The 25,078-nt window shown below is 66.6% G+C and carries 24 protein-coding genes; 2 read left to right on the top strand and 22 right to left on the bottom strand.

What is annotated here, in order from left to right; translation table 11 throughout:
- The first annotated feature begins 109 nt into the window (after positions 1–109).
- Positions 110–421 carry a polyhydroxyalkanoic acid system family protein gene (locus tag ASG62_RS05890; RefSeq protein WP_056689678.1) on the top strand — a complete coding sequence of 104 codons (312 nt, stop codon included), beginning with the start codon at positions 110–112 and terminating at the stop codon, positions 419–421.
- Positions 422–470: 49 nt separating this feature from the next.
- Here the strand turns inward: ASG62_RS05890 and ASG62_RS05885 are convergent, their stop codons facing one another.
- Positions 471–974: a hypothetical protein gene (locus tag ASG62_RS05885; protein ID WP_056689681.1), complete on the bottom strand. Its 504-nt coding sequence runs from the start codon at positions 972–974 to the stop codon at positions 471–473.
- 255 nt (positions 975–1,229) lie between these two features.
- Here ASG62_RS05885 and ASG62_RS05880 point away from each other — a divergent pair, with 255 nt between their 5' ends.
- Positions 1,230–1,556, top strand: coding sequence for a hypothetical protein (locus tag ASG62_RS05880; protein ID WP_056689685.1), 327 nt, complete (start codon positions 1,230–1,232; stop codon positions 1,554–1,556).
- A gap of 50 nt (positions 1,557–1,606) precedes the next feature.
- Here ASG62_RS05880 and ASG62_RS05875 read toward each other — a convergent pair whose 3' ends face one another.
- The 21 genes from ASG62_RS05875 to ASG62_RS27515 all read right to left on the bottom strand — a co-directional run.
- Positions 1,607–3,796 carry a DUF1217 domain-containing protein gene (locus ASG62_RS05875; RefSeq protein WP_056689688.1) on the bottom strand — a complete coding sequence of 730 codons (2,190 nt, stop codon included), beginning with the start codon at positions 3,794–3,796 and terminating at the stop codon, positions 1,607–1,609.
- A gap of 234 nt (positions 3,797–4,030) precedes the next feature.
- Positions 4,031–4,504 carry a hypothetical protein gene (locus ASG62_RS05870; RefSeq protein WP_056689692.1) on the bottom strand — a complete coding sequence of 158 codons (474 nt, stop codon included), beginning with the start codon at positions 4,502–4,504 and terminating at the stop codon, positions 4,031–4,033.
- On the bottom strand, positions 4,501–4,854 hold the full coding sequence (locus tag ASG62_RS05865; RefSeq protein WP_056689695.1) for a hypothetical protein: 354 nt from the start codon (positions 4,852–4,854) through the stop codon (positions 4,501–4,503). The genes ASG62_RS05870 and ASG62_RS05865 overlap by 4 nt, the downstream gene beginning before the upstream one ends.
- A gap of 158 nt (positions 4,855–5,012) precedes the next feature.
- The gene (locus ASG62_RS05860; protein ID WP_056689698.1) at positions 5,013–5,507 is read right to left on the bottom strand and encodes a rod-binding protein; all 495 of its coding nucleotides are present in this window, start codon (positions 5,505–5,507) and stop codon (positions 5,013–5,015) included.
- Positions 5,508–5,603: 96 nt separating this feature from the next.
- Entirely contained in the window at positions 5,604–6,011 is a 408-nt protein-coding gene (locus ASG62_RS05855; RefSeq protein WP_056689701.1) for a hypothetical protein, read from the bottom strand.
- A complete protein-coding gene (locus ASG62_RS05850) occupies positions 6,008–6,763 on the bottom strand; it encodes a flagellar biosynthetic protein FliR (RefSeq protein WP_056689703.1) in 756 nt (251 codons plus the stop codon). Before ASG62_RS05850 ends, ASG62_RS05855 begins: the two co-directional genes overlap by 4 nt.
- Positions 6,760–8,853 (bottom strand): flagellar biosynthesis protein FlhA, encoded by a 2,094-nt coding sequence (gene flhA, locus ASG62_RS05845; RefSeq protein WP_056689706.1) that lies wholly within the window; start codon positions 8,851–8,853, stop codon positions 6,760–6,762. The genes ASG62_RS05850 and flhA overlap by 4 nt, the downstream gene beginning before the upstream one ends.
- A gap of 198 nt (positions 8,854–9,051) precedes the next feature.
- On the bottom strand, positions 9,052–9,318 hold the full coding sequence (gene fliQ, locus ASG62_RS05840) for a flagellar biosynthesis protein FliQ (RefSeq protein ID WP_056689709.1): 267 nt from the start codon (positions 9,316–9,318) through the stop codon (positions 9,052–9,054).
- Between the two features lie 4 nt (positions 9,319–9,322).
- A complete protein-coding gene (gene flgD, locus ASG62_RS05835) occupies positions 9,323–9,733 on the bottom strand; it encodes a flagellar hook assembly protein FlgD (RefSeq protein WP_056689712.1) in 411 nt (136 codons plus the stop codon).
- Positions 9,730–10,182: a flagellar biosynthesis repressor FlbT gene (gene flbT / locus ASG62_RS05830; protein WP_056689715.1), complete on the bottom strand. Its 453-nt coding sequence runs from the start codon at positions 10,180–10,182 to the stop codon at positions 9,730–9,732. The genes flgD and flbT overlap by 4 nt, the downstream gene beginning before the upstream one ends.
- A 6-nt stretch (positions 10,183–10,188) precedes the next feature.
- A complete protein-coding gene (flaF, locus tag ASG62_RS05825) occupies positions 10,189–10,536 on the bottom strand; it encodes a flagellar biosynthesis regulator FlaF (protein WP_056689718.1) in 348 nt (115 codons plus the stop codon).
- A 75-nt stretch (positions 10,537–10,611) separates the two neighbouring features.
- The gene (locus ASG62_RS05820; protein ID WP_056689721.1) at positions 10,612–11,679 is read right to left on the bottom strand and encodes a flagellar hook-associated family protein; all 1,068 of its coding nucleotides are present in this window, start codon (positions 11,677–11,679) and stop codon (positions 10,612–10,614) included.
- Between the two features lie 17 nt (positions 11,680–11,696).
- Positions 11,697–13,529 carry a flagellar hook-associated protein FlgK gene (gene flgK / locus ASG62_RS05815; protein ID WP_056689725.1) on the bottom strand — a complete coding sequence of 611 codons (1,833 nt, stop codon included), beginning with the start codon at positions 13,527–13,529 and terminating at the stop codon, positions 11,697–11,699.
- A 94-nt stretch (positions 13,530–13,623) separates the two neighbouring features.
- Positions 13,624–15,378, bottom strand: a complete 1,755-nt coding sequence (locus tag ASG62_RS05810; RefSeq protein ID WP_056689728.1) for a flagellar hook protein FlgE — start codon at positions 15,376–15,378, stop codon at positions 13,624–13,626.
- Positions 15,379–15,569: 191 nt separating this feature from the next.
- The gene (locus ASG62_RS05805; RefSeq protein WP_056689731.1) at positions 15,570–16,241 is read right to left on the bottom strand and encodes a response regulator transcription factor; all 672 of its coding nucleotides are present in this window, start codon (positions 16,239–16,241) and stop codon (positions 15,570–15,572) included.
- 472 nt (positions 16,242–16,713) lie between these two features.
- A complete protein-coding gene (locus ASG62_RS05800) occupies positions 16,714–18,258 on the bottom strand; it encodes a flagellar hook-length control protein FliK (protein ID WP_056689734.1) in 1,545 nt (514 codons plus the stop codon).
- A complete protein-coding gene (locus ASG62_RS05795) occupies positions 18,255–19,844 on the bottom strand; it encodes a hypothetical protein (RefSeq protein WP_056689737.1) in 1,590 nt (529 codons plus the stop codon). Before ASG62_RS05795 ends, ASG62_RS05800 begins: the two co-directional genes overlap by 4 nt.
- A complete protein-coding gene (locus ASG62_RS27805) occupies positions 19,841–21,004 on the bottom strand; it encodes a flagellar motor protein MotB (RefSeq protein ID WP_056689740.1) in 1,164 nt (387 codons plus the stop codon). The genes ASG62_RS05795 and ASG62_RS27805 overlap by 4 nt, the downstream gene beginning before the upstream one ends.
- A complete protein-coding gene (locus ASG62_RS05785; RefSeq protein WP_056689743.1) occupies positions 21,001–21,975 on the bottom strand; it encodes a hypothetical protein in 975 nt (324 codons plus the stop codon). Before ASG62_RS05785 ends, ASG62_RS27805 begins: the two co-directional genes overlap by 4 nt.
- Before the next feature lie 3 nt (positions 21,976–21,978).
- The gene (gene fliF / locus ASG62_RS05780) at positions 21,979–23,658 is read right to left on the bottom strand and encodes a flagellar basal-body MS-ring/collar protein FliF (protein ID WP_056689746.1); all 1,680 of its coding nucleotides are present in this window, start codon (positions 23,656–23,658) and stop codon (positions 21,979–21,981) included.
- 246 nt (positions 23,659–23,904) lie between these two features.
- Positions 23,905–25,078: flagellin (locus ASG62_RS27515; RefSeq protein WP_057180322.1), on the bottom strand; the 1,174-nt coding region annotated here is incomplete at its 5' end.

Raw genomic sequence — 25,078 nt, 5'->3', positions numbered from 1 at the left:
CGCGCCCTCCGTTGGTTGCGACGGCGCGCGATCTTGTCCATATGCCCGTGGAGCGCGACGCAGCCGGCTGGCGGCCGGCGAGCGGCTCGCCCGGGAGACGGACGAGGCCATGGCAGAGACGATCAAGATCGACATTCCGCACAAGCTGACGCGCGAGGCGGCCCGGGTCCGGCTCGAGGAGAGCTTCGCCAAGATGCGCGACAAGGCCGTCGGCGGCATGGTCAAGTTCGAGGACGTGTGGACCGGCGACCGTCTGGACTTCCAGGCCCGCATGATGGGCCAGTCGATCACCGGCCGTCTCGACGTGCTCGACGACAGCGTCCATGTCGAGCTGCAGCTGCCCGGCTTCCTGGCCGCGATGGCCGGCAAGGTCGTCGGACACCTGAAGCGCGAGGGAACCCTGCTTCTGGAAAAGAAGTAGCGCAGCCGGCCCCGCGCGCCGGGGCCGTAGCCGCGGCCGTCAGTCTCCGTCAGTTTTCGTCGCTGCGGAGCGTCGCCTCGGCCGTCCGGACGACGAGGCCCTTCTCGGTCTGGTCGATGGCCAGGATCTGGCCGAGGCCAGGCGCGACGCTGCCGACCTTGACGCGCATCAGCTCGTCCTCGGTCGCCAGGATCGCCTCGCGGTCGAAGACCGTGATGATCTGATAGTCGGCGGGCACCGGATCTCGTGCGCGCACGATACGCGGCGCCGGCATGGCCGAGGCCATCAGAGCCTGCTCGGCCTCCACCGAGCCTGTCCGCACCGTATCCACCTCGGCCGGCCGCATGGTGGCCAGAACCCGCCGGTTGAAATACTCGGGATCGATCAGCGAGACGCAATAGGCGAAGACCAGGAAGCCGATCGAGAAGCTGATGGAGAAGCTGATGAACACGTTGTCGAAGGTCAGCCACTTGCGCTTCGCAAGCGGGGCTCGCGCCGCCCTCTCCTCGGTCTGGATCAGGATGTCATCGAACGTCGAACGCTGCTGGGGCATGGCGAAGCACTCCGTGAAGGCTTCGACTTTCGCCCGACATGCTTAACGGAGTTCCGAAGTGCCGGGCCCGGCGGCTCTTCTTTCGCCCGTCATGGTTTCCGATCGGTAAAGTCCGGCAGAGCGATGTCGGGAAGCGGCGTTAAGACTGTTTTCAGGAATGCGGGCACGAGGCGCGAAACGCACTGCCCGATCCGACTGTTCGGACCTATGTTCAAACTCCCGACAGGAAACGATCGCAGGCAGGGAGGGACGGAGATGACGAAACCGCAGCAGCGTCGGCGCGCCGAGCGTGTCTCCACCCGTCTGAAACCCGGCAAGCTCCTGTCGCCGGAGGGCAAGTTTCTGGCCGATTGCGCGATCACCGATCGCTCCGGCGCCGGCGCCCGCGTGCGGGTCTTCGGCGGCGTGGACCTTCGCCCCCGCATGATCCTCTTCGACGAGACGGAAACCGTCGCCTGGGCCGCGCAGCTCGCCTGGGACGAGGGAAGCGAGGCCGGACTGCGGTTCCTGTCGGGATCGAGGCCCGTGCCGGCCGATATCGTCAGCCGGATCTCGGGCCGCTACTACGCCGTTCCCGATTGACGGGCTGGCCGTGAGGCGGATGCCGGCACGAAGGCGGCGGGTTCGCGCGATCAGAACCGCCCGATGAGCGACGTCAGCGAGTCCGTTTCTTGGGCGAAGAGGCCCATGACGGGCGAGTTGGCGCCGCTGTTGTTCTTCAGGTCGTAGAGCGCGGCGAAGCGGGCGACGAAGCGGTCCAGCTTGCCTTTGTCCTGGAGGTCCGCGACCTTCAGCTTCTTCTCGATCGCCTTCACCTGCGCCTCGATGCTGACCTGCGAGAGACTGTCGGGAAGCCCGAGAGCCGTCTTCGTCACCTCCAGAAGCGCCTTGTCGGCGAGGAGGCTCAGCGTCGACTTGATGTCCGGGCTCTTGCGCAGGAAGTAGAGCGCGAGACGCGTGCCCTCGCTCTGCTCGCCGACCTGCTCTTCGAGGGTCTGGAGGAGATAGAGATTTTGCGTGGACAGACGCTTCCCCTCGCTTTGGATGCCGGTCGTCTCGAGTCGGACGGCGCCGGACGGCAGGAAGTTGAAGGCGGCCGCCAGCTTCTCGTAGCGCTTGTCCTTCAGCGTGTAGACGTAGCTCTTGGGATCGCCGAGATCGCTGGTGAAGATCTTGCGCAGCTTGGTGGCGTCGAGCTTTTCCTTGTCGAGCCCGTAGGCCTTCAGCGCGAAGTCGAGCGTCTTGCCCGACTTCAGGAGCTGGTCGAGCGTGTCGATGTCGGCCATCCCCTCCACATAAGCCTTGGTGTCGGCGGTGATCTGGGTCTTCTGTTCGGTGGACGGCTTCTGGAAGGTCCCAGCATAGAGCGTGCCGGTCGCCGCCTGCGCGGAAATCGACTGGACGAGGCGCTCGGTGCGGAGCTTGCCCTCTGAATCGAAGTTGAAGGCTGCAGCCAGCTTCACGAAGCGCTCGTCGCCGAGCTTGTTCACATAGCTCTTCGGATCGGACGCGTCGCTCTGCAGCACCGCGCGGATCTGCGTCAGGCTGGTCGTGGCCGGGTCGATGTCGAAGGCCCTGAGCGCGACGTTCAGCGCATCGCGGCCAAAGGCGGGATCGAAGGCCATGAGGTCGCTGAGGCTTTTGGCCTTCGCGATGGTCAGCTTGAAGGTCGAGACCGCGCTGGCATCCTTCTTCTCCGAGATCGTCTTGTAGTTGTTGTAGTAGGCGTCCTTGGTCGCCTTGAGCTGGTCTGCATCCTGAGCGGTCGAGCTCGGCTTCAACGCGCCGGTGGTGGCGAAGTTGAAAGCGGCGTTGAGGTCCGTCAGAAGCCCCTTGCGCGCCCGCTCCGCCGACGTCGCCTCCGAGAGCGAGCCCAGTGCGCTCGTCTGATCGTTCGGATCGCTCTTGAGGATGCTCAGGATGTAGCTCGGCATCTCGACGCTCGGATCGAAGCCGTAGGCGGTCGTCACATATTCGAACAGGCGGATGTCGTTGGTGATGGTGGCGGCATCCGACACATTCTGGATCGCGGTATCGTAATAGGCCGATAGATGCGCCGCATAGGCGGCGCCTGCCGTGTTGCCGGTGTTGTTGAAGTAGGCGTAGTTCACCAGCTGAGCATCGGCCGCAGAAAGAGCGGGCGTCGCGGGCGTGCTGCTGGGAACGGTGCCGTCGGACGCCTGAAAATTGAAGCGGATCGCGATATTGGCGAGAGCCGTGAGGCCGGGCTGCGGCGTCACGCCCGCGAACTGCCGGAAGACCCCCTCGACGAAGCTCTTCGAGGTCGTCGTCGGGTCGAGATCGGCGGCGTTCAGGATGACATCGTAAAGGGTCGGATCGGCCATGAGCTGGTCGATCGACGTGATCTTGGTCATCTGGTCGGCGAAGTAGTTCGTCTTCTGAGCGGCAACGACCGAGCCGCGAATGCTGCGCTCGCTATAGGCCTCGACAAGCGATTCGGTCTGTCCGACGCTCTGAGCGACCGGTTTGGTCGCACCCGCCTTGAAGTTGAAGGCGGTGGCGAAGTCGCGGTAGCGCGCGTCGCTGAGCTTGTTGACGAAGGAGCTGGAGTCCGTGAGGTCGCTCTCGATGACCTTGCGGATGAAACCCTTGGAGGAGGCCTGATCGGCCAGCCCATAGGCTTTGAGCGCATAGGTGTAGAGACGCTGGTCCGACAGGAAATCGTCGACCGACTTCACCTTGCCGATATTGTCCTTGTAGTAGGTCTCGTCGCGCTTGACGGTCGCATTCGCCTGAACGCGCGCGACGGACTTGGCAATATCGTTGGAGTAGAGCCGGTAGTTGGTCAGCGTCGAGAGCATCGGAAACCTATGGATTGAGGGCTCGCCGCGGACGGAGCCGGGCGGACCGCTTCGCAAGAGACTCTCGCGAGGAATGGTTAAGAGTTCCTGACGAAACTCGGCCGTGCCCCGGAAACCCGGGCCCTCCCCGCCCGCCGGGTCCTGCACGGCCTCCGCCGCAGCTTGCGTGGCGGAGGCTTGCGAGTTCGCCGAACGCAGATCGCCCCGGCACTGCCAGGGCGATGTCGTCTCGATCTACTGCGTCGCCCCGGGCGGACCGAGCTGGTCCTTGGGGAGGAAGTCGAACTGGTCGATCAGGACGTCGTCGATCACGTCCTTCTTGTAGCGCCCGTTCACCGCGGTCTTGATGGACTTGGTGAGCGCGGCGAGGTCGTAGCGCTCGGGATGCTGGAAGTCGAAGTCGGACGCGGCGTAGACGGCGCGATAGGCCTCGTCGAGAATGAAGGGATCGGGCGGGACGGCGAGGCCGGCGGCGGTCTCCCCGTCGATCGTGTAGACGAAGGTGGCGAGGACATAGCCGCGCACCATGTCGCCCGAGATGATCGGGACGGTGATCGCCTCGGTCTTCTTGTAGTCGAGGCCGACGAAATAGCTCGGCGGCGGCTTGCCCTCTTCGGCGGCGGCCGAGTTCTGCATGGTGGCGACCGCGTAGCTGGACCCCAGCGTCGCGATGCAGACCCAGATGCCGATGGCGATGATCTTGATCATGTGTCGCGCTTGACGCCCTTGATCGAGGAACCGTAGGTGCCGTCGGATTCGGCATTGGCCATGGCGCGGGCGATGAGGTTGGAGATCTCCTGCGTCGCGGCCATGTGAAGCTTCAGAACCCGGCTGTTCTCATCGAGCCGCCAGCGCAACACGTCGAGCTTCTCCTTCAGCGCCGGGGTGACGGTGCGCGGATCGACGCCGCGCGAGATGCGCGACAGTTCCAGGAGACTCTGGTTCTTGCGGTTGGTCGTCTCGGCGAGATTCAGGCCGGCATTGACGCGCAGCGCGTTGGTCTCGCCCGCGAGAACCGCTTCGAGACGCTGGATGGCTTGGGTGAGAACCGCTTCCAATTTGGGTCTTCCTATCCTTGTCGCGCGATCGAGAAGCGCATCCTGAGAACGGCCGGGAATGCCACGCGCATCCGGCCGTCGAAGATTTCGCGAAGGTCCCGAGAAGGGGAACGATCGCAGACGGCCTTGCGAAGAGCGATCTTCGAGGCCTCCCGGCGTCAGAGCCCGGTCAGCCCGCCCTTCGCGTTCGCGGAACTGGCCGCGGCCGCTTCGGACTTCATCGTCTCGCCGGCCGCGCGGGCCACCTCGCCCGCGGCATGCTTGGCGACCATCTCGGCGATGCCGATGCCGCCGGCCGCCGCCATCTCCTCGCCGATCCGCTCGGCGAGCATGGACTTCCAGATCTTGCCGGCCGTGCCGTCGCCGAAGAAGGCGCTGTTCTCGCTCGGCAGCATCTCCTCCACGAAGGAGCGGAGCATGAAGCTTTCGAACTGCTTTTCCGGCGTCAGCTCGCCCGAGCGCGAGCCGCGATAGACGCGCTTGGCCGCTTCGCCGGTTCCCGTCTCGGCGATGGCGGCGGTCGCGGTCTTGGCGTCGAGCGCGGTGGTGAAGAGCTTTGCCGCCCCTTGCGTCCGGCCGGCGGCGACGGTGTTCTGCGCCTCGGCGAGAGCGGCCTTGGATGCGGATGCGAGCGCGTCGACGGAAGAGGTCATCGATGGTTCCCCGACGGCCCTTGCGCCGCCCGCCGCCGCAGGCCCTCTTCGGGGGGCACGCGGCGAATTCGTGGCTTCCTGAATAGCCAATCGGACTTATTCGAAGCTTGCGGAGCGGGCGACGAGATAGTCGTCGAGGGCCGTCAGGAGATCGGACTGCTCCTCGACGCGCGCGGCGACCTCGCCGGCGGCGGAGGCCTCGCGTTCCAGGCGCTTCTCGATCGCCCGCGCCGCGTTGAGATCGGCCTCCGAGATGTCCTGCGCCGAGCGGTTGCGCACGATCAGGCCTTCGTTGCGGCGCAGCGCGGAAGCCCTGCCCTCCAGGAACAGCCCGTTCAGGACGCATTGCTCGCCGAGGCTGGCGAGGATCTCCGCGCTCGTCTCGTGGAGCGCGATCGCCTCGCGCTGGAGCGCGGCGAGACGCCATTCCTCCATCTGCCGCTTGCGGCCTTGCACGTCCAGAAGGCGGCGGAGGCGGAGCGCGCGCTCGCGTTCGCCGCTCATCCCGCAAAGACCCAGCGCTGATAGTTGTCGAGGAAGATGCGCAGGAAGTCGCCGATGGAAACGCCGAGCAGCATCATGCCGCCCGCGATGACGAAGGGCATGGAGATGAAGTAGACCGGAATCTGGGGCGTCATCTTGTTCATGAGGCCGATCGCGAAGTTGACGATGACGGCATAGACGACGAAGGGACTGGCAATCCGAAGGCAGAGAAGGAAGGTCTCGTCGAGATTGTCGGTGATCTGCACGAGGCCGCTGCGGGCGGCGAAGCCGTCCACGACCGGCATCGTCCTGTACGAGGCGAGAATCGCCTTCAGGACCTCGGCATGAAGGTTCAGCGAGAAGATCATCACGGTCGCCGCCATCGTGATCAGCGAGACGATCGAGGATGCGGCCTCGGCCTCGTCGATCGGCGCGCCGACCGCCTGCCCCATGCCGATGGCATTGGCGACGAAATTGGCGCCGAACTGAAGCGCGATCATGAAGATGCGCCCGAGCAGTCCGATCATCGCCCCGTTCAGAAGCTCGGTCACGATCATCTGGAGGCGCATGTCGTCGCCGGCCGAGGCCAGCAGCGGCCGGATGTCCGGCAGGAGGCCGGGCGAGATTGCCAGGGAGATCGCCAGCGCGATGAAGAGGCGGATGTTGGTCGGGATGCGCACGCTGGAATAGCCGGGCAGCAGCATGAGGCACGCGCCGATCCGGCAGAAGATGAGGAAGATCGACAGGATCGTCGCCGTCGCCTCTGCGCTCATGAGATGGCGCCGAGCGACTTCACGTCGACGCCGCGCGCGATCTCCAGATGCGAAAGCACCGGCAGGTTCACGAAGATGCGCTCGATCATCATGCGCACGTAGGGGCGCGCATCCGGCGAGGCGACGAGCACGAAGTTCTCGCCGGCATCGGTCTTCTCGCGGATGACCTTGGTCGCTTCCGTGGCGAACTGCTCGACGAGGCGCGGATCGATGTCGAACTCGATGACGTCGCCCTTGGCGTCGCGCTTCAGCGCCTGGTGGAAGGCGAGGTCCCAGCGATTGCCGAGGCGCAGGACGCCGAGCTGCCCCTTGTGCAGGAGATCGCCGCAGATCTGCTGCGCCATGCGGGCCCGGACATGCTCCACGATCTTCTCGGACCGGCGCACATGCGGCGCGATCTCGGCGATGGCCTCCAGGATCAGCGTCAGGTTGCGGATCGAGACGCGCTCGGCGAGGAGCAGCTTCAGCACCGCCTGTAGGCCGGAGAAGGACATGTGCGTCGGCACGATCTCGTCGATCAGACGCTTGTATTCGGGCTCCAGCCGGTCGAGCAGCGTGCGCGTGTCCTTGTAGGACAGAAGATGGGCGAGATTGTTGCGGATGACCTCGGAGAGGTGCGTGAGAACGATCGAGAGCGTGTCGACCGGCTCGAAGCCCGCGCGCCGGGCCGCCGCGCCGAACGTGTCGGAGATCCAGGCGGCTCTGAGGCCGAAGGCCGGCTCGCGCGTCAGGTCGTGCGGGATGTCCGGCACGGGGCTGTCGCCGAGCACGATCAGGAGGTCGCCGAGACGAAGCGCCTGATTGGCGACCGTCGTGCCGTGAACCTTGATCTCGTAGGAGCGCGGATCGACCGAGAGGTCGTCGGAAAGCTTGATCTCCGGCACCACGAAGCCGTAGCGCGAGGCGAAGCGGCGGCGCATCTTCTGGACGCGGTTGGCCAGATCGTCGCGGGCGAAGGAGAGATGCGCGCCCATCTGCTTGCCGAGCACCAGCTCGACCTCGACGATGCGCAGGCTTTCCTTGACCGACTGGCGCTCGGTTTCGACGGCGTCGTCCTCGACCTTCTTCTGCTCCGTCGCGACCCGCAGTTCCTCGGCGGCGCGCTTCCTCGGGACCGTGTAGGCGATGAAGCCGAGCACCATGGCGACGACGAAGAAGGGCACGAAGGGCAGGCCCGGAAGGATCGCGAGAACGGCCATCAGAAGGGCCGCGATCATCATGGCGCGCGGATAGTAGCCGAGCTGCGTCAGGATCGCCTTTTCGGCCGCGCCCCGCGTTCCGCCCTTGGAGACGAGGAGGCCGGCGGCGAGCGAGACGATGAGGGCGGGGATCTGCGTGACGAGACCGTCGCCGACCGAGAGCTTGACGAAGACGTCGGCGGCATGGGCCGCGTCCATGCCGTGGCGGGTGATGCCGATGATGATGCCGCCGAAGATGTTGACGGCGGTGATGATGAGGCCGGCGATCGCATCGCCGCGCACGAACTTCGAGGCACCGTCCATGGAGCCGAAGAAGGAGCTTTCCTCTTCCAGCTCCGCGCGGCGCTTCTGCGCCTGGCGCTCGTCGATGAGGCCGGCCGAGAGATCGGCGTCGATCGCCATCTGCTTGCCGGGAATGGCATCGAGGGTGAAGCGCGCGCCGACCTCGGCGATACGCGTCGCGCCCTTGGTGATGACGAGGAAGTTCACCGTGATGAGGATCACGAAGACGACGAGGCCGATGACGAAGTCGCCGCCCATGACGAATTCGGAGAAGCCGCCGATGACGTAGCCGGCCGCGTTGTGGCCCTCGTCGCCATGGGACAGGATCACGCGCGTCGTCGCGATGTTCAGCGACAGGCGGAGCATGGTGGCGAGGAGAAGGATGGTCGGGAAGGAGGAGAAGTCGAGCGGCTTCTCGATCCAAAGCGCCACCATCAGGATCAGCACCGAGAGCGAGATGGAGATCACCAGCCCGAAATCGATGAGGAAGGCCGGGATCGGGACGAACAGCACCGCCATGATGAAGACGATGCCGAGAGCGAAGCCGATGTCGCGGCGGCTCTTGGGCGTGATCACCGGCCCTGCGATCTTCAGCGTGTCGACCGTCATTCTCGCGTCCTTTCGAGCATCATGCTCCGGGACGGACGGACGGCGCCTCTGCGCGCTCGTGCGGTCTGCCCCTTTCCCCTTTCTGGAGAAGCGAGCTTGAGCCGGGCTGGACGGTGCCGCAGGACCTGTCCCGAACGCGAAAGGCCGCCGGCCCGAGAAGGGACCGGCGGCCTTTCGGCAAGGCTCGTCTGGACGAGGTCAGAATCCGTGTTCGATGCGCGAGAAGGATTCCTGCGTGAAGGCGTAGACCTGGGCACCCGTGAAGGAGGCCGTGAAGGCGATGATGACGAAGATCGCGATGATCTTCGGCACGAAGGTGAGCGTCACTTCCTGGATCTGCGTCAGCGCCTGGAACAGCGCGATGACGATGCCCACGACCATGGCCCCGCCGACGGCCGGGCCGCAGGCGATGACGACCGTCCAGATGGCGGACTGCACGATGTCGATGGCGTCTGCCTCGTTCATCGGATCACTGGACCTTGAGGCCGGCGCCGAGCAGGACGCGCGTGCCGTCGACGAGATTGGCGATCGCGCCGGCGTCCGTCACGTCGACGGACTTCACGACGCCCGATGCCGTGCCGTCGGCCGTCGTGATCGTGCGCCCGATCACCGCGTCCGCCTGCGTCAGCGAGGAGAGCGTCAGCATGGATTCCAGCTTCTGGTTGACCTTGATCGACTGCTCGACATTGGAGAAGGACGCGAGCTGGCTCAGCTGCTCGGTCGCGTCCGTCGGGTTCAGCGGGTCCTGGTTCTGCATCTGGGCGACCAGGAGCTTCAGGAAGGCGTCGTAGTCGAGGCTCGCCTGCTTGGCGTCCGTCTTCGAGGCGGTGATCTTCTCGGCGGTGGACGCCGAGCCGGTGGATTGAATGGCAGTCGTCATGACCGGGCTCCCATGGCCAAAGGCGTTTCGAGCGTCCGCGGCTCGACGGCGGCGGGCGTCACGGCGGAGAGGATCGCGTCCTCGATCGGGATGAGGCCGCGCAGGCATTTCAGCGCGTCGAAGGCGCGGTCGCGCTCGACGAGATCGGCGGCGTCCATCAGCCCGTCGCGGATGCGGGAGCTGGAGAAGGCGGCCAGAAGCAGCGGATAGGTCTTGTCGAAGGCGTCGCGCGCGGCGGCCGCGTCGGCCGGATCAATCAGCATCATCTGGACGAGGAAGTAGAGCTGGCGGATCGGCGTCTTGGCGTCGTCGGCCTGCATGACGTGGCTTTCCAGGAGGAAGGTCACGTCGTTCAGCAGTTCCAGCGACGTCTTGCGGTCGACGCGCATGACGGCGCCGTTGACGAAGATCCGCTCGCCGGCTCGCAGGGACAGTCGAAGCGTCGTCATAGCATCCTACTCCAGGCCGTCTCGGATCATGGTCGTGACTTCGATCATCGGCTGGAAGCTCTCCTTCTGGCCGAGGCGGATGGCTTCGGCCTCCCGCATGACCCAGAGGCCGATGGAGATGAGGCCGGCGCGCAGCTGCTCGGGGAGAGCATTGTCGGCGCTGGCGAGATCCTCGACGAGAATGGACCAGAGGTTGCGCGTGACGTAGATCGCCTCGATCGCCTCCTTGGAACGCGGCCCCTCGCGTTCGGCCTTCTGCAGAATGTCGAGAGCGTGGTCGAGCGCCTCGCGCTCGCGCTCGCGCGCGGTCGATCCGCTCTCCTGACTGACCTCTGCATAGCTGAACTGATACATGCGTGTTCCCCGATTCGGACGAACGAACGAGCGTTCCGGTCCGCACTTAAGTTGTCTGGAAGGTCAGAGGTCGTATCAGAGGTAGTCGAGAAGGCTGAGCTTCTGGATCTTGGCCGTCACGGCGTAGGCTGCGTTGAGGTTCGTCTGCAGATTGGCGGCACGCTGGCCGAGAACGGTGATGTCCTCGACCTCGAGAGCGTCCACGGTGGAGGTCATGATATCTTCTTGGCGCTGCAGCTCGGTGTTGGCCGTCTCGATGCGCTTGCGCGTCGTGCCGACCTCGGCGCCGATGCCGGTGATGGCGAGGGTGCCCGAGCGCAAGGCCGTGGAGGATGCGCTGAGAACGGCTGTGCGCGCGCCCTCGCCGAGATTGGCGATGTCGAGGTCGATCAGCATCGTGTAGCCGGAGGCGACGCTCCGGAACGCCTGATCGTTGGCCGAGAGGCCCGATCGAATGGTCTCGCTGCCGCTGATGCGCGCCTCGCCCCGATCCGACGAGGCTTCGGACCAGTTGCCCTTCCAGGCGGCGTCGTCGAAGAGATCGCCATAGCGGAAGGTGCCGTTGGCGTTGGTGTAGCCGTCCTTGCTCAGATAGGCCTTCATCTGAACGTCGGTCAGTTCGCTCACCAGATTGTTCGGGGTCGCGCCGAGGACAAAGGCCTTGAAGTTGGCATCGGCCGCGGTCTTTGCGTCCGACGACGTGTAGTCGGGGGCCAACGGCTGCTTTTCGGACTGGATGCCACCGAAGACGTAGACGCCGGCGTCCGCTGTGTTGAGAGCACTGGCCATTCCCGCAAGGCCTGACTTGGCCTGCGACATGAAACCCGACCAATCTTTCCCGATGCTGACGCCGGTCAGATTGTTGGCAAGCAAATTCGCCCCCTCGGACATCGTCGCCATCGCGGCCTCGCCCGTCTTGAGGCGCCGGTCGATGATCGCGTTCGAGGTCTGCTGCTCCTTGAGGGCGTCGGACACCGAACGCGCGCTGACGGCGCTGCCCGTCAGGCGGCCGAGCGTGCGGCCGACATCGCCGTAGCGGCCGTCGTTGGCGATCTGCACCGTCAGGTCGTTCAACTCGCCCTGGAGACGGTTAAGCGCAACGCGGGTCTGGCCATTGAAGGCAAGGGTCGAGATGCTGGTCATGGAAGTCTCAAGCTCCGTCAGATGCTCTGGAGAAGGGTCGCCAGCATCTGATCGATGGTGGTGATCAGCTTGGCGGACGCCTGGTACGAGCGCTGGATCTCGGTGAGACGCGTCAGCTGCTCGTCCATGTTGATGCCGGTCTCGTTGGAGAGCGCGGTCTCTGTGCTCTGCAGGAGCGTCGTCTTGTACTCGGACTCGGAGAGCGAGTTCTGGCGCAGCGCCTGGAGCCAGCTGATGGACGAGGCGGCGTAGTCCGCGACGCTGGCCGTCGGGTCGGCGCCGCTCGCGTCGGAAAAGGTCTGCGTTGCCGAAAGACCGCCCAGCATCTGGTTGAGGCGACCGGCAAAGCCGCCCGCATCGCTCGTGTTGTAGTCGTAGCCGCCGCCGTTCACCCCGTCGCGAATGAGCTGGGGGGTGGCGACGACGCCGTCCGCGATCTTCAAGGTCGCGGCAAGGCCGACGACGGTCGGCGGCGCCACGGCCACCGTCGCGGCGGCGACGAGGCCACCGGTCCGCGTCGCGTCCACGGGCCCGTTCGCCACGGCGGAGGCGCCGATGTTGGAGATGGAAAGTTGCTTGTAGCTGGCGACGCTCGGCGCGATCAGCGTCAACCGACCGGAACCCGACGCCTGGACGTTGATCTTGCCGGAGCCCAATGGAGCGCCGCTCGCATCGTTGGCCGGAACGGCCGCCTGGATCATGCCCTGGATCTTGGCGGCGAAGGCCGTCGGGGATGCGAGTTCGGCGGGGGTCAGCGCGGACCCCGTCGCCTTGTAGGTCACGCCGCCATAGCTGATCTCGAAGGACAGGATCTCGCCCGCCGCCAGCTTCGTGGCGTCGAAGGTGCCGAGGTTGAGCCGGGACTCGGTCGCGAGAGCGGACGGGTCGGCGGATGTGAAGAGACCCGCGATGTCGGGCAGACCGGCCCCGCTCTCCTTGGTCGCGTCGATCAGGCCGCGCGCCATCTCGTCGAGCTGGCCCTGGTAGGTGTTCATCACGTCGTCGCGCAGCGCGACGAGGCCGGCGACCGAGCCGCCCTTGAGCGGCATGTAGGCGGTGTCGCCGGTGACGGGGATGCCGTCGATGCGGAAGGCATTGCCGCTGGCGATCGTAGCGTTGAGGCCGGGCGTCTGGCTGAACTCGATCTTGCGGGCGGTCGTCTCGAAGAGCGTCACGCCGCTGTCGGTGTAGAGCACCATGTCGTTGTCGCCGCGCGTGCGCACGGTGACGGCGACATATTGCGAAAGCTCGGCGACCGCCCGGTCGCGCTCGTCGCTGAGATCGGTGACGTCGGCGCCGGAGCGCGTGCCGACCGTCACCTCCTTGTTGAGGCTTTCGATCTTGGCGAGGATGCGCGTCATGTCGGAGGCGGCGTTGACGAGCTCCTTGTCGGCATCGCGGCGAACCGTCTGCACGGTCTCGGACGCCGTGTTGAGCGTCGTGACGAGATCGGAAGCGGCCATCTGGGCGTTGCGGGCGAGCTCGTAATTGCCGGGCGTCGCAGACAGGGTGTTCAGCGCGGCGGTGAGCTTGGAGATCATGGCGGCGGGCGAGCGGCCGAGCTTGGTGTCGCCGATCGTCTCGTTCAGCCGGTCGAGGCCGTTGGCGATGACGTTGCTGCGCCCGACGGCGGCCTTCGCCTCCAGCATGTTGCCGTAGAGGACGCCGTTCGCCGACTGGGCGATCGAGGTGATCTTGACCCCGCCCCCTGCCCCGGTGACGACGTTCGCGTATTTCTTCGTCGCGCCGACGACGCCGACATTGGCGATGTTGCGCGACAGGATGGCGGTCTGTGCCTGGGACGCCGCGAGCGAGGTTTTGGCCGTATCGAGAGCGGTCGAAAGCGACATGAGAGAGGTCTCGCGGAGGTGAAGATGTCGAAGTCGCGTCGTGACGATCCGGCCGGGGCGATGGTGCCCGGCCGGATCGTGGAGGTTTCGGCGATCAGCGTTTCAGGTTGACGAGAACGTCCAGGATTTCCGAACCGGTCTGGAAGACCTTGGAATTGGCCGTGTAGCTGCGCTGGGATTCGATCATCGTGGTCAGTTCGTTGGCGAGATCCACGGTGGACTCTTCCAGCGCACCGGCGGTGAGGTTGCCGAAGCCGCCCGAGCCGCCGAAGCCCATGAGGACCGTGCCGGACTCGATGCCGGCCGCGTAGACGTTGCCGGGAAGCGCCTGCATGGAATCGGGGCTGTTGACCATGGCGAGCGGCACCTTGAAGAGGGTGCGCGTGGTGCCGGAGGCGAAGGAGGCGGTGATCGTTCCATCGACGCCGACGGCGATGTTCTTGATGACCTCGGCCGGGTTGCCGTTGACGCGGGCGGCCAGCGGCTGGGTCTTGCCGGTGAACTGCGTGGTGTCGCCGATATCGAGCTTGAAGACCTGTCCGCCGATCGGACCGAGATCGATGTTCAGGATCTTGTTGTCGGTCTGGGTGGCGCCGGCGCCGGCCGAGATGGTCTGAAGCTTGAAGCTGTCCTCGCTGAAGTCGAGGGTCGCCGTCGCGAGCGGGGCTTCTCCCGACGCGCCGTAGGGGAAGGGCGAGGACCCGGTGTTGGGCGTCGCCTTGCGGCTGTCGAACACGGCCACTTCCCAGGTGTTCTGCGTGTCGCTGACCTTGGTGTAGTAGATGTCCAGCTTCACCGCTTCGCCGGAATTGTTGTAGACGGTCAGCGACGTGCTGATCGTGGAGTTCGCCACGGGCAGCAGAGCGGTGTTCTGCGAGGGGAAGGTCGCGGGAATGCCCGCGACGGCGGGCGTGATCACGCCCAATCCAGCCAGCGAGGCGGAATCGTTCGCGGCGATCGCGGTTGTCGTCGCGGCCCGCATCTGCACCGGCGCGGTCATCGAGATCGTGCTGGTCGTTCCCAGCTTGTCGCTCGGCGAGGAGAGGACCAGCTTGCCGTCGGCGGAGACCGAGGCGCTGTTCTTCAGCGAGGGCTCCGCGTTGATCGCGTTGCGAATGTCATAGACGGTGATGTCGGTGATGAACTTCCCCGCGGGCGGCTTGACCTCGACGGGGACGGCGGCAGCACCATCGATGCTGACGCTGAAGGTCAGATAATCGTTGGCGACGGGAATGTAGGTGTTCGGCGAGCCGCTGCCGGCGGTGGCCTTGTACGGGACGGCCGGCGTGAAGGTGGCGTGGGTTCCCGACTGGGCCGTCATCTTCTTGTCGAGCGGGACCGTCAGCAGGCCCTCGGTCGTCGGATTGGCGCTGAGGAGCGAGGTCTTGAGATTGACGTCCTTCAGGCCGGCGAACCCATTCAGCACGTTGTCCGTGCCGTTCGACGTGACGGGATAGCCCTGGAGCTTGTAGCCGGCCGCGTTGACGAGCGTGCCGTCGGCCATCTGCGTGAAGGAGCCGGCGCGCGTCAGGTAGGTGCCGCCCGAGCCGTCCGCGACGGCGAAGAAGCCCTGGCCTTCGACGGCGAAGTCGAGCTTCTTGGGAGAATTGTCGTTGCCGGTGTAGCTGAGGCCGCCCTGCTGGCTGACGAGCGTGCGGACCTGCGCCTGGACGGCGCCGGAATTGTAGCCCGCTCCGCTGTTGGCCAGGACGAGCGACGAGAACTCCGTCTGCGACTGCTTGTAGCCGGTCGTGTCGGAGTTCGCGATGTTCTCGGAGACCGTGCTCAGCCGGGTGGCCTGCGCGTTCATGCCGGACACGCTCGTGCGCATAATGCCGCCGATGCTCATCAGTTCGCCCTTCCAGGTCGTGGGTCTTCAGTCCCGCATCATTAGGTCCCGGAGCTTGTGCGAACCTGCTGGAGATCGGCGAAGGGCCTGGAACTCTAAGCAACCACAAGCAAAAAGGCCCCGGATCGTCTTCGATCCGAGGCCTATATTTGAGAGAGAAACCGTTTAGTCTTCGTTAGGGATTGCCTGCCTCAGACGCCGATGCCGTAGCCGAGGTAGCGCATGGAGGAGACCGGATCGTAGCCGAGGCGCATCTTGAGCTTCTTGCGCAGCTTGGAGATGTGGCTCTCGATCACGTTCTCTTCGACGTTCTCGTCGAAGATGCCGTAGATGGCGGAGAAGAGCTGCTGCTTGGAAACGCGGCGGCCGCGGTTGGCTACCAGATATTCGAGGATGCGGCGCTCGCGGCGCGGCAGCATCATCGGGGCGCCCGCGACTTCCGGGTCGCGGCCGTCGGCGAAGACGCAGATCTCTTCGACGGTCGTGCGGCTCTTCTCGTTCTGGCCTTCGCGGCGGCGGATGGCGCCGACGCGAGCCAGGATTTCCTTGACGTGGACGGGCTTTGCGACGACGTCGTCGATCCCGGCGGCGAAGAGATCGAGGGTCGAGGTCAGGGCCTTGGTCTCGGCCAGCGCGATCATCGGAGCCGAGGAACGGCTGCGCACGAGGCGGGTGAAGGCGGACCGCTCGGGGAACTCGCCGAGGAGGAAAGCTTCGACCGCGGAGATGTCCGTATCGGGCGCCGTCTCGACCCAGTCGCGGAATTCGTTGACCTGGAAACCGGCAGCAGAGACGCCCTCGGTTCCGAAAAGCGACTGATAGCCGCTGGTGACCAGTTCGCGATTATCGACCACTACAATCATCACATCCACCTGCGCCGTCTGGGTTTCTCTGGATGTATTGATACCGGGTTAAGGCAAAAACTCGCTATCCCTAAAACTCACTAGATGGTTAACCGGTCCTTACCCACTGACTCCGAACCGGCACTCTTTTCAATGGTTTGAAGCTGGTGTGGGCAGGTTCGGAAAAGTTCCGCAAGGCCCGGAAAAGCTCGCGAAGCAGCCCCTTTCCCGACCTGTCAAGAGTCGGCGCCCCATGCGACGCTATTCGATGCGGAAAAGTCACACATGTGCGCATCCGTTACAGAAACGTCACATGCCGTCCGAGCAACCGTCGATATCAACTTGCGCGGGTTTTATCACAACCAAGTCATGCCGCTGTCTTTGACAATCCCATGACGCTCGTAGCGCCGCCCTGTCTCGCGAACGGAAAAAGCCGGCGCGCTGTTGGCGCACCGGCTTGAATGGACTGTCCGAAATCTGACAGGCTGTCGGCTTAGAGGAAGATTGAAGCGCCTCGCCGCTCGCTGGCCTGAGGCGCGCTCTGTGGACGACCGCGCCGGCCGGCGGACGGGTCCTGCGCCTCCGAGCCGGAGCCGCGCTGGAAACCCTGTTCGCCGCCCGACGAAGCGTCCGAGCCGCTCCGCCCGTCGCCGGAGGCGGCCTGCTGCCCCTGCCCGCCCGCATCCGGCGAGCCGCTCGTGCGCGCCATCGCAGCGGTGGAGTCGCGCGCGACGATCGAGATCGACGCCTCGTCCATGGAGAAGCCGGCATGTTCCAGAAGCTTCTTCAGCCCGGCGCGGTCATGGGCGAGCGCGACGGCCGTCTCGGCGGAGCTGGCGGCCAGCTCCAGCGTCAGCCGTCCGTCGATGAGGCGCATGGAGACTTCCAGCTTGCCGAGATTTTCGGGCTGGAGCTGGATGGTCAGCGTCTTCAGCGCCGCGCCGCCGGCGGTCATGCGCAGGTGCGTCGAGCCCGGCGCCGCATCGGGGGTGCGCTCCTGGCCCGTCGAGGGGCGGAAGGCATCGACGATGCGGTCGGCGATCTGGCTCGTCATGGAACTGGCGAGAGGCGTCGCGACGGTGGTCTCGACATCGACCGCGACCTCGGTGCGCGTCCGCGACGCGCCCTGGCGGGCATCGTCGGAGACCTTGGCATCAGCACGCCGATCCTTGGCCTCGCGTCGGTCGGAAGCGTCGGCGTCGGCCGCGCTCTCCCCGTTCGACAGGCGCGCGAGCGCCTCGTCGAAGCGCATGGGCATATCCTTCGTCTCGCCGGCGCCGGCCCGCTCCGTCGTCCCGGCACTTTTGCCTGCACCGAGGCGAATGGTGGAGAGGACGCCGCCCAGCGCGTCGCCGGAAGCGCCCGCATCCTTCGGACTGGTCTTCACGGCCCCTTCGACGAGGACGACGTCGTCGACGCGCGGCTCGAAATGGGTTTCCATATGCAGGACTTCCAGACCGACGCCGGTCCGGTTCTTGCCCGCGCCCTCGGCCTTGCCGTCCGTGCCGCCCGCGCCGAGCGGCGTGATGACGAGCCGCTCCTCGAGCGCGCCGTCGAAGGTCGTGATCTCGCTGCCGTCGTTCGCCACGGCGCTTGCGGCCGCCGCGAGCGCCGCCGCATCGGCATCGGACAGAACCGACAGCTTGGCCGACCCCTCCTTGGCGGCTTCGTCCTTGGCGTTTCGGCCCCCTTGCGCGGCCGCGGCGAGCCCGGAACCGGCGAGGAGCCGGCCGAGAAGGTCCGCCGTCGGCGTTGCCGAAGCCTCCGCCTGCGTCTTGTCGTCGTCGGCCTTCTCCTCGTCCTTCTTCGACGAGGGCGCCTTGTCGGCCGCCGCGGCGTCCTTGCGGCCTTCCGGAACGCGCTCGCGCTCGGGCGGCGGCAGCGGGCTGCCGGCCGGCGCGCCCGCGCGATCGCCCGCCCTTTCGGCGACGGCGCGAACCGCCGTCTCGAAGCCGCGGCCGGCTGCGCCGGTGTCGGCGGGCGAGGTCGATGCGGGCGGGGCGAGATCGAGAACGGGAACGGCGACGGAGATCTTCACTTCTGAACCTTTCCGAGGTCGTCGGAGACCTCGCTCAACAGCCTTTCGGCGCGCGCATAGACCGGAGACGCCTCGGCGGCATCGCCGTCCTCCGCCTCGCCCGGCGCGTCGAGCGGGCGCTCGATGCCGGCGATGACCGAATGGGCGGCGTCGAGCAGCTTGACGTCGTCGGGATGGAGCTCGTCGCGCCGGATCGCGTCGAGCAGGGCGGCGGCATCGCTCGTCGGCGCTTTGCCGAGGCGCGCGGCGGTCGCGTAGAGTTCGGCGCGCTGCTTTTCGGCCGGCGCGATGCCCTCGATCGAGCCGGCCGCGTCCGAGGCCAGCTCGGCCAGGCTCAGCTTGCCGTCGACGAGCGCGCGCCGGGCGACCGCCAGAAGCAGGCTGCGGCGCGAATCCGGGGTGAGCCGCGCCGTGACGTCGAGAACGGTGTCGACCGAGGTCTTCGGGTCCTCGACCTGCCGGCTGGCATAGACGGCGGCGAACCGCGCCTCGAAATTGGCCGAGTAGGAGGAGCGGGCGTAACGGTCGAAATACTGGCGCGCGAGCCGGTCGGCGGCTTCGTGCAGGCCCTTGTCCTCGGCGATCAGCACTTCCATGCGCAGCGCCGCCTCCTCGATCAGCCCGCCCGGCGCGAGAAGCCGCGCCTGGTCGAGATTGCGAAGCGAGGCTTCGGGGTCCTTCTTCTGCTGCATCTGGCCAAGAACGAGATGGATATGGGCGGCAAGGCCCGGCTCCATTCCCTTGAGATCGACCTCGGAAAGAAGCCGCTGCGCCTTGTCGAGATCGTTCTGCACATAGGAGAGCGCCCCCTGGAACAGGGCCTCGGGATCGTTCTCGAGATGGCCCGACTGGAGCAGACGGCGCAGGACCTCCGGCGGCCCGCCGCTGAGGACGAAGAGCACGGCCGCGCGCCGATTGCGCCCGTCCTTCCAGACCTCCGGATCGGAGGCGAGGAAGACGGGGCCGAACCGGCGCAGGAGCGCGGCCTGGACGCGGATCGCGCGCCCGTTGCCGCGCGAGATCTGGTCCTGCAGGAACTGGATGGTGCGGATGATGTCGAAGGGCGCGGGGCCGCGCACTTCGGCGAATGTCGGCGCGGCCTTGTGCTCGTCCGGGTGGGCCTCGGCCTCCGCGGGCGCGGCCTCGTCATGGGCCTTGGCCTCCGGGGCGGCCTCGCCCGGCTGTGCGGCGACCTCGGGCTCGACCGTCCCTACCGAGGGGGCGGCAGCTGCCGGCTCCGAAGGTGCGGGTGCCGACACCGGCACCACCTCTGCCGACGCCGGCTCGACGGCGGCCGCCGAGGTCGTCGGCAAGATCGCGCTCGTCATGCCGTCCATGTCGCCGGGCTTGGAGATCTGGCCCGTCCGCATGCGATCGACGCCCGGCAGCGAGGTATCCTTGATGGAATCCACGCCGAGCAGGAAAGCGGCCGAGATCGGCGCGCGCATCGAGAAGGACGGCGCGAGAAGGGATTCGGTGGAGAAGCGGTCGATCGCGGGTCTCGACACCTCTCCGGCGCGCGCCGACGGGGCGGCGCAAGCCAGAGCCAGCGCCGAGACCGAGACCCCGAGCCAGGACGTCTTCATGCCGCGGGTTCTTTCAGAAGGATCTCGATGCGCCGGTTCACCGCGCTGAAGGGCTCTGCCGCATCCTTCAGCTGGCGGTCGCCATAGCCTTCGATCGCCTCGACACGGGCTTCGTCGAGCCCGCCGCGCGAGAGCATGTAGTAGGCCATGTGCGCACGGGCCGTCGAAAGGCGCCAGTTGTCGTATTCGGGCCCGGCATAGGGACGCGCGTCGGTGTGGCCGCGGATGACGATCTCGCCCTTGCGCTCCTGGAGGAGCTTGGCGATCGTCTCGACGAGCTTGATCGCCGCCGGCGTCGGCTTGGCCGAGCCGATCTCGAACATGCCCGAGGTCAGGCTGTCGGCGAGCGAGATGGTCACGCCCCCGTCTCCAGCCGAAACCTGCACGCCCTCGGCATTGGGCGCCGCGGCCTTGATCTCGGCCTGCAGCGACTTGGCGTCGGCGACGGCCGCGTCTTCGGCCTTTGCCGCATCCTTGGCGGGCTCGGCCGCATCCTTGGCCGGCTCCGCGGCGGGGGCCGGAGGCATCTCGACGACGGTCTTCGGCAGGACCTCGACGACGGTCGTCTTCGAGGCGAACTCGGCGGGCTCCATCGCCGCCGCGGTGTCGGACTTCTCGACATTGGGCTGGAGCTGCCAGGAATTGGGATCGAACGGGTCGCGATAGGCCTCGCCGCCGTTCAGTCCGGGCAGGCCGCTGCCATCGGGCACGCCGGGCTTGCCGGCATCGGAGCCGGTTCCGCCTTCGGCTGCGATCTCGGCGAGAACGGCGTAGGGATCGCGGAAGAGCGCCTCCTCCGTGCCGCCGGTCGAGGCGCCGGTGAGGGGCTTTGCATCCGCGCTGCCGGCATCGGTCGCTCCGGCCGTGTCCGTCTTGACGCTTTGCTGGGCGGGCGCGGCTTCGCCCGGATCGAGCCCCGTGCTCGGAGGCGTCGAAGAGTTCAGCTTGATCGGGTTGAAATACTGCTGGATCTGCTTCTTCGTCGCGTCGTCGGAGACGCTCGTCAGCCACATGACCAGGAAGAAGGCCATCATGGCCGTCATGAAGTCGGCGAAGGCGATCTTCCAGGCGCCGCCGTGATGGCCGTCTTCGCCGTCGCCGCTGCGCCGGACGATGATGATGGAGGGCGGCAGCGGGGCCGCGGGACCTGTCGAGCTCACGAGAGAGCCTCTTCCAACGCAAGCCGCCAGGACGAGAGGCGGGACTCGATGACGGTGTTGTCGGCGTCGATGCGCAGGTCGGGCTGCGTCTCGTCGGCCTCGAAGGAGATGAGCCGGGCGTGGTCGCCGAGCTTGCCCCGAAGGTCGGTGAGGAGATCCTGCGGACCGCTCGCGGCGATCTTGTAGGCCGCGCCGTCGAGCGCGATCGTCTTCACCGCGCCGACGAGTTCCTCCAGCGTCTGGCGACGCCGCGCATCGAGCGCGAGCGGGCGCAGGACGCTGGACAGGCTGACTTTGATCGTCTCCTCGAGGATCGCCATCTGAAGAACCATGAGATCGGCGAGCCGGTCGCCCTGCTCCTCGGTCCAGGTCCGGCGCGAGGAGGAGAGCTCCGTCGCGTGGGTTTCCGACAGCTCGGCGCGAAGCGCCTCGATGCGCGAGGCGAGCGAGCCTTCGGCGTCCTCGCCGCCGAGACGGCGACCGATCTCGATCCCCTCCTCCCGCGCCTTTGCGACGGCCTCGGCCAGTTCCTCGGCATGCGCCTCGCGCTCGTCGGCCCAGGCGGCCCGCTCCGCCTCGACGATGCGCAGGGCGATGCGCGGCTCGGTCATGACGCGCGGCGACACGGTGTCGAGCGGGCGCTGAGCGACCGCTTTCGGCTGCCGGGCCGCGCCTTCGTGGCCGTTTGTCAGAAGCGTGACGCCTTCGGCTTCACGAAGGAGAGCCTGCTCGCGCAGCGGGCTTGCGGCAGCCGGCTTCTGCGCCGGGGTGCCGGGCCTCGTCGCGGCGGTCGACGGGCGCTGGGCGACGGCGGGACGGGGCGCGGCCGGACGAGGGGCCGCTGCGCTTGCGACGGGGCGCTGGACGGAGGCTGCGGGGCGCTGGACGGCCTTGCGGGTGGGAACCGCGGCCATCGGGGTGAAGTCCTCGCCGCTGCCGTTGGATGCGAAATACTGTGCGAGAGGGATCATGGATCAGGCCGCCTCTTTCTGGTGAATCCAGTGCTTCAGGATGGAGGCCGCCTGGACCTCGTCGAAGTCGATGAGCTTCTCGAGGCGGGCCTGGGGCGAGTTCGCCTGGCTCCGCGTGAGGTCTTCGAGAAGGTCCGCGTCCATGCCGCCATAGGCACCGATGCCCATGCCGGAAGAGAGGTCGTTGCCGAGCATGCCGCCCATGGCGCCGTCGAACTCGCCGAGACCGGCGTTCTGGAGCTCGATGGAGCCGCCTTCCCCGTTGGCCGCGTTCGCCGGGGCGGCGATGGCGCGGATCGCCGGCTTCAGGCCGAACCAGATGAGGAGCACGGCGACGACGAGGATGGTGAGCGCGTTGATCAGCGTGCCGGACTGGCGCATCAGCATCTCGCCGATGCCGACGGGGGCGACCGGCTCGAGCGTCTCGCCGTTGGAGACGAAGTCGACGGCCGTGACCTCGATCTGGTCGCCACGGCTTTCCGTATAGCCCGAGGCGGAGACGACGAGCGCCTTGATCTCGGCCAGCGCCTTGTCGAGCTGCTCGGGCGTGGCGTTCTCGCCGATCGTCTCGCCGAGGCGCTTGCGGTTCACGACGACGGCGACGGAGAGCTTCTTGACGTCGTAGCCGTCGCTGATCGTCTGGGTCGTGGTCTCGTTGATCTCGTAGTTGGTCAGCTCCTCGCGGCGCTCCTTGGCCTCGGAGGACTGATTGCCGGCGTCGGGCGCGGTGCCGGCGGCAGCCTCTGGAACGTTCTGATCGACGGTCGCGGGGGGATTGCCCTGCTTGTCGGAGGACTGGCCGGTCTCGCGGACGGTCCGGGTGGAGCGCTCGACGCGGACGTCGGGATCGAAGGTGCGGGCGTTGATGCTCTTGCGGTCGGTGTCGAGGCGCGCGGTGACGCTCGACTGGAAGTTGGCGATGCCGAGATAGGGGGCGAGCGTCTGGCGAATGGAGTCCTCGACGCTGCGCGAGACGACGCCCTCGATGCCGATCAGCTTGGTGGGGGCGGCGGAGGTCGAATCGTCGCCGGAGGCCAGCAGCGTGCCGTCGGTGTTGAGGACCGTCACCTCGTCCACGTCCATGCCGGGAATGGCGGAGGCGACGAGATGGCGGATGGCCTGGGCGGAGCCGAAGTCGCGGCCGCCATCGGTGCGGATGACGACGCTGGCCGAGGGCTTCTGCGATTCGCGGCGGAAGCTACCGGCCTCGGGCAGGACGATGTGGACGCGGGCGGCGCGCACGTCCTTCAGCGTCTGGATGGTGCGGGCGATCTCGCCCTCCAACGCGCGGACGCGGGTCACTTCCTGCATGAAGGAGGTGAGGCCCATGGAGCCCATCTGGTCGAAGAGCTCGTAGCCGGCATTCTCGGAACGCGGCAGACCCTTTTCGGCGAGCAGCATGCGCGCGCCGGCGGTCTGGGAGAAGGGTGTGGAAACGCTGTCGCCGGCGGAATTGATGTCGAAGGCGATGCCCGCCTCGGTCAGTTCCGCGCCGATGCGCGAGACGTCCTGGCGGTCGAGGCCCGTATAAAGGACCTCCATGTCGGGACGGCTGAGATAATAGGCGCCGAGGCCCACCACCGCGACGACGAGGAGCCCGATGATCGCCATCGCCCCGAGCTTCCTGGCTCCGAGCGCTGAGAGATTGTCGAGAATTTGTTGCGCCTGAGCGCCACCGATCATTGCCATGGACTGCCGCCTGCCTACCGCGAACCGATGCGTTGCTGGCTCAATTTGGCGGTCGAAGCTTGTGCGGGCGTGATGGGGCTTAAGGGGCCGTTAAGGGATCGCGGCCGCAACAACCTGGCCTTGAACGAACGAAAGCGCCTCCCGCGCCGGTGAAGGCTCGGAAGGCGCCGGTCGTCGAGGCCTGCGCGACGCCTTGGATCAAAGGCCGCGCAGACTGTTTTCGGTTTCCGTTCCAGTAACTTACTGGAAGAGACGCAGGATGTTCTGCGAGCCGGAATTGGCGATCGAGAGCGCCTGGACGCCGAGCTGCTGCTTGGTCTGGAGCGCCTGGAGACGGGTCGACTCTTCGGAGAGATCGGCGTCGATGAGGTCGCCCACACCCTTGTCGATCGTGTCCATCAGCGTGTCGACGAAGTTCGTCTGCGTCTCGATGCGCTTGGACACGGCACCGAGGTTCGAAGCCGCGGTCGTGACCTTTCCGATCGCGGTGTTGACGACCGAGACGTAGGCCGAGATGGCCTGACGGATCTTGTCGCCGGAGTCCGCGCCGAGGCCGGCGAGAGCCGCGGCGGAGATGTCGATCGTGTCGACGGAGATTTCCATCGCACCCTTCGTCGCCGCGGCGTCGGAGATCTTGATGGACGCCGTCGAGCCGCGTGCCGTCGAGGTGAAGATCACCTTGCCGGCATCGGCGCCGACCGTCTCGACCGAAGCCGCGACGCCGGTGACGCCGGCATTGGTCAGGGCCTTGTTGAGGACGGTGACGTAGTTCGCCGCCGTGCCGATCGTGCCGGTGTTGCTGGACAGGGCAGCGTCGATCGTCGCCTTGTCGATCGTCACCAGCTTCGAGGCAGCGCCACCCACGGCGATGTCGAACTGGATCTTGTCATCGGCGTCGAGCGTGACCGGACCGCCGAACGCGGCGCTCGTCAGCTTGGCCTTCTCCGAATAGGGAAGGTTCGTCGCCGTCGGCAGCTCGATCGAGGCACCGAGCGTGTCCGTGTAGGTCACGTTGGTCAGTTCGATCGACTTGTCGGCACCCAGCGTCTTGCCGGTGATGACGAGCTCCGTGCCCGACTTGCTGGCGACCGCATAGGTGCTGAAGCCGGACGCCGCGTTCAGGTTGACGATCAGCGCGTCGAGATCGGCGCCCTTGGCGACGTCGTAGACCTGAGCCGAGCTGCCGTCGAACTTGAACGAGAACTGGACCTTGTCCGTCGCGCCGAGGCCGGAGATGTTCAGGCTCGTCGTGGTCAGCTTGGCCTGGCCGACACCCACGTTGTTGGTGGTGTTGACAGGGGTGAGGCCGAGCGCGGAACCGCTGGCGATCGCAGCAACGGAGGTCAGCTTGATGCCGGCCAGTTCGCCKGGATCAGGGCTTGTAGACGACGTCGCCCTTCGGCGCATGTTCCAG

Origin of the sequence: Aureimonas sp. Leaf427 (genome assembly GCF_001425485.1) — a bacterium.
Taxonomy (GTDB): Bacteria; Pseudomonadota; Alphaproteobacteria; order Rhizobiales; family Rhizobiaceae; genus Plantimonas.
This window is presented reverse-complemented; position numbering and strand designations above follow the sequence as displayed.

Excerpts from the sequence above, each read along its gene's own strand:
- ASG62_RS05890 (WP_056689678.1), top strand. The coding sequence starts at position 110 with ATGGCAGAGACGATCAAGATCGACATTCCGCACAAGCTGACGCGCGAG.
- ASG62_RS05885 (WP_056689681.1), bottom strand. The coding sequence starts at position 974 with ATGCCCCAGCAGCGTTCGACGTTCGATGACATCCTGATCCAGACCGAG.
- ASG62_RS05880 (WP_056689685.1), top strand. The coding sequence starts at position 1,230 with ATGACGAAACCGCAGCAGCGTCGGCGCGCCGAGCGTGTCTCCACCCGT.
- ASG62_RS05875 (WP_056689688.1), bottom strand. The coding sequence starts at position 3,796 with ATGCTCTCGACGCTGACCAACTACCGGCTCTACTCCAACGATATTGCC.
- ASG62_RS05870 (WP_056689692.1), bottom strand. The coding sequence starts at position 4,504 with ATGATCAAGATCATCGCCATCGGCATCTGGGTCTGCATCGCGACGCTG.
- ASG62_RS05860 (WP_056689698.1), bottom strand. The coding sequence starts at position 5,507 with ATGACCTCTTCCGTCGACGCGCTCGCATCCGCATCCAAGGCCGCTCTC.
- ASG62_RS05855 (WP_056689701.1), bottom strand. The coding sequence starts at position 6,011 with ATGAGCGGCGAACGCGAGCGCGCGCTCCGCCTCCGCCGCCTTCTGGAC.
- ASG62_RS05850 (WP_056689703.1), bottom strand. The coding sequence starts at position 6,763 with ATGAGCGCAGAGGCGACGGCGACGATCCTGTCGATCTTCCTCATCTTC.
- flhA (WP_056689706.1), bottom strand. The coding sequence starts at position 8,853 with ATGACGGTCGACACGCTGAAGATCGCAGGGCCGGTGATCACGCCCAAG.
- fliQ (WP_056689709.1), bottom strand. The coding sequence starts at position 9,318 with ATGAACGAGGCAGACGCCATCGACATCGTGCAGTCCGCCATCTGGACG.
- flgD (WP_056689712.1), bottom strand. The coding sequence starts at position 9,733 with ATGACGACTGCCATTCAATCCACCGGCTCGGCGTCCACCGCCGAGAAG.
- flbT (WP_056689715.1), bottom strand. The coding sequence starts at position 10,182 with ATGACGACGCTTCGACTGTCCCTGCGAGCCGGCGAGCGGATCTTCGTC.
- flaF (WP_056689718.1), bottom strand. The coding sequence starts at position 10,536 with ATGTATCAGTTCAGCTATGCAGAGGTCAGTCAGGAGAGCGGATCGACC.
- ASG62_RS05820 (WP_056689721.1), bottom strand. The coding sequence starts at position 11,679 with ATGACCAGCATCTCGACCCTTGCCTTCAATGGCCAGACCCGCGTTGCG.
- flgK (WP_056689725.1), bottom strand. The coding sequence starts at position 13,529 with ATGTCGCTTTCGACCGCTCTCGATACGGCCAAAACCTCGCTCGCGGCG.
- ASG62_RS05810 (WP_056689728.1), bottom strand. The coding sequence starts at position 15,378 with ATGAGCATCGGCGGCATTATGCGCACGAGCGTGTCCGGCATGAACGCG.
- ASG62_RS05805 (WP_056689731.1), bottom strand. The coding sequence starts at position 16,241 with ATGATTGTAGTGGTCGATAATCGCGAACTGGTCACCAGCGGCTATCAG.
- ASG62_RS05795 (WP_056689737.1), bottom strand. The coding sequence starts at position 19,844 with ATGAAGACGTCCTGGCTCGGGGTCTCGGTCTCGGCGCTGGCTCTGGCT.
- ASG62_RS05785 (WP_056689743.1), bottom strand. The coding sequence starts at position 21,975 with ATGATCCCTCTCGCACAGTATTTCGCATCCAACGGCAGCGGCGAGGAC.
- fliF (WP_056689746.1), bottom strand. The coding sequence starts at position 23,658 with ATGATCGGTGGCGCTCAGGCGCAACAAATTCTCGACAATCTCTCAGCG.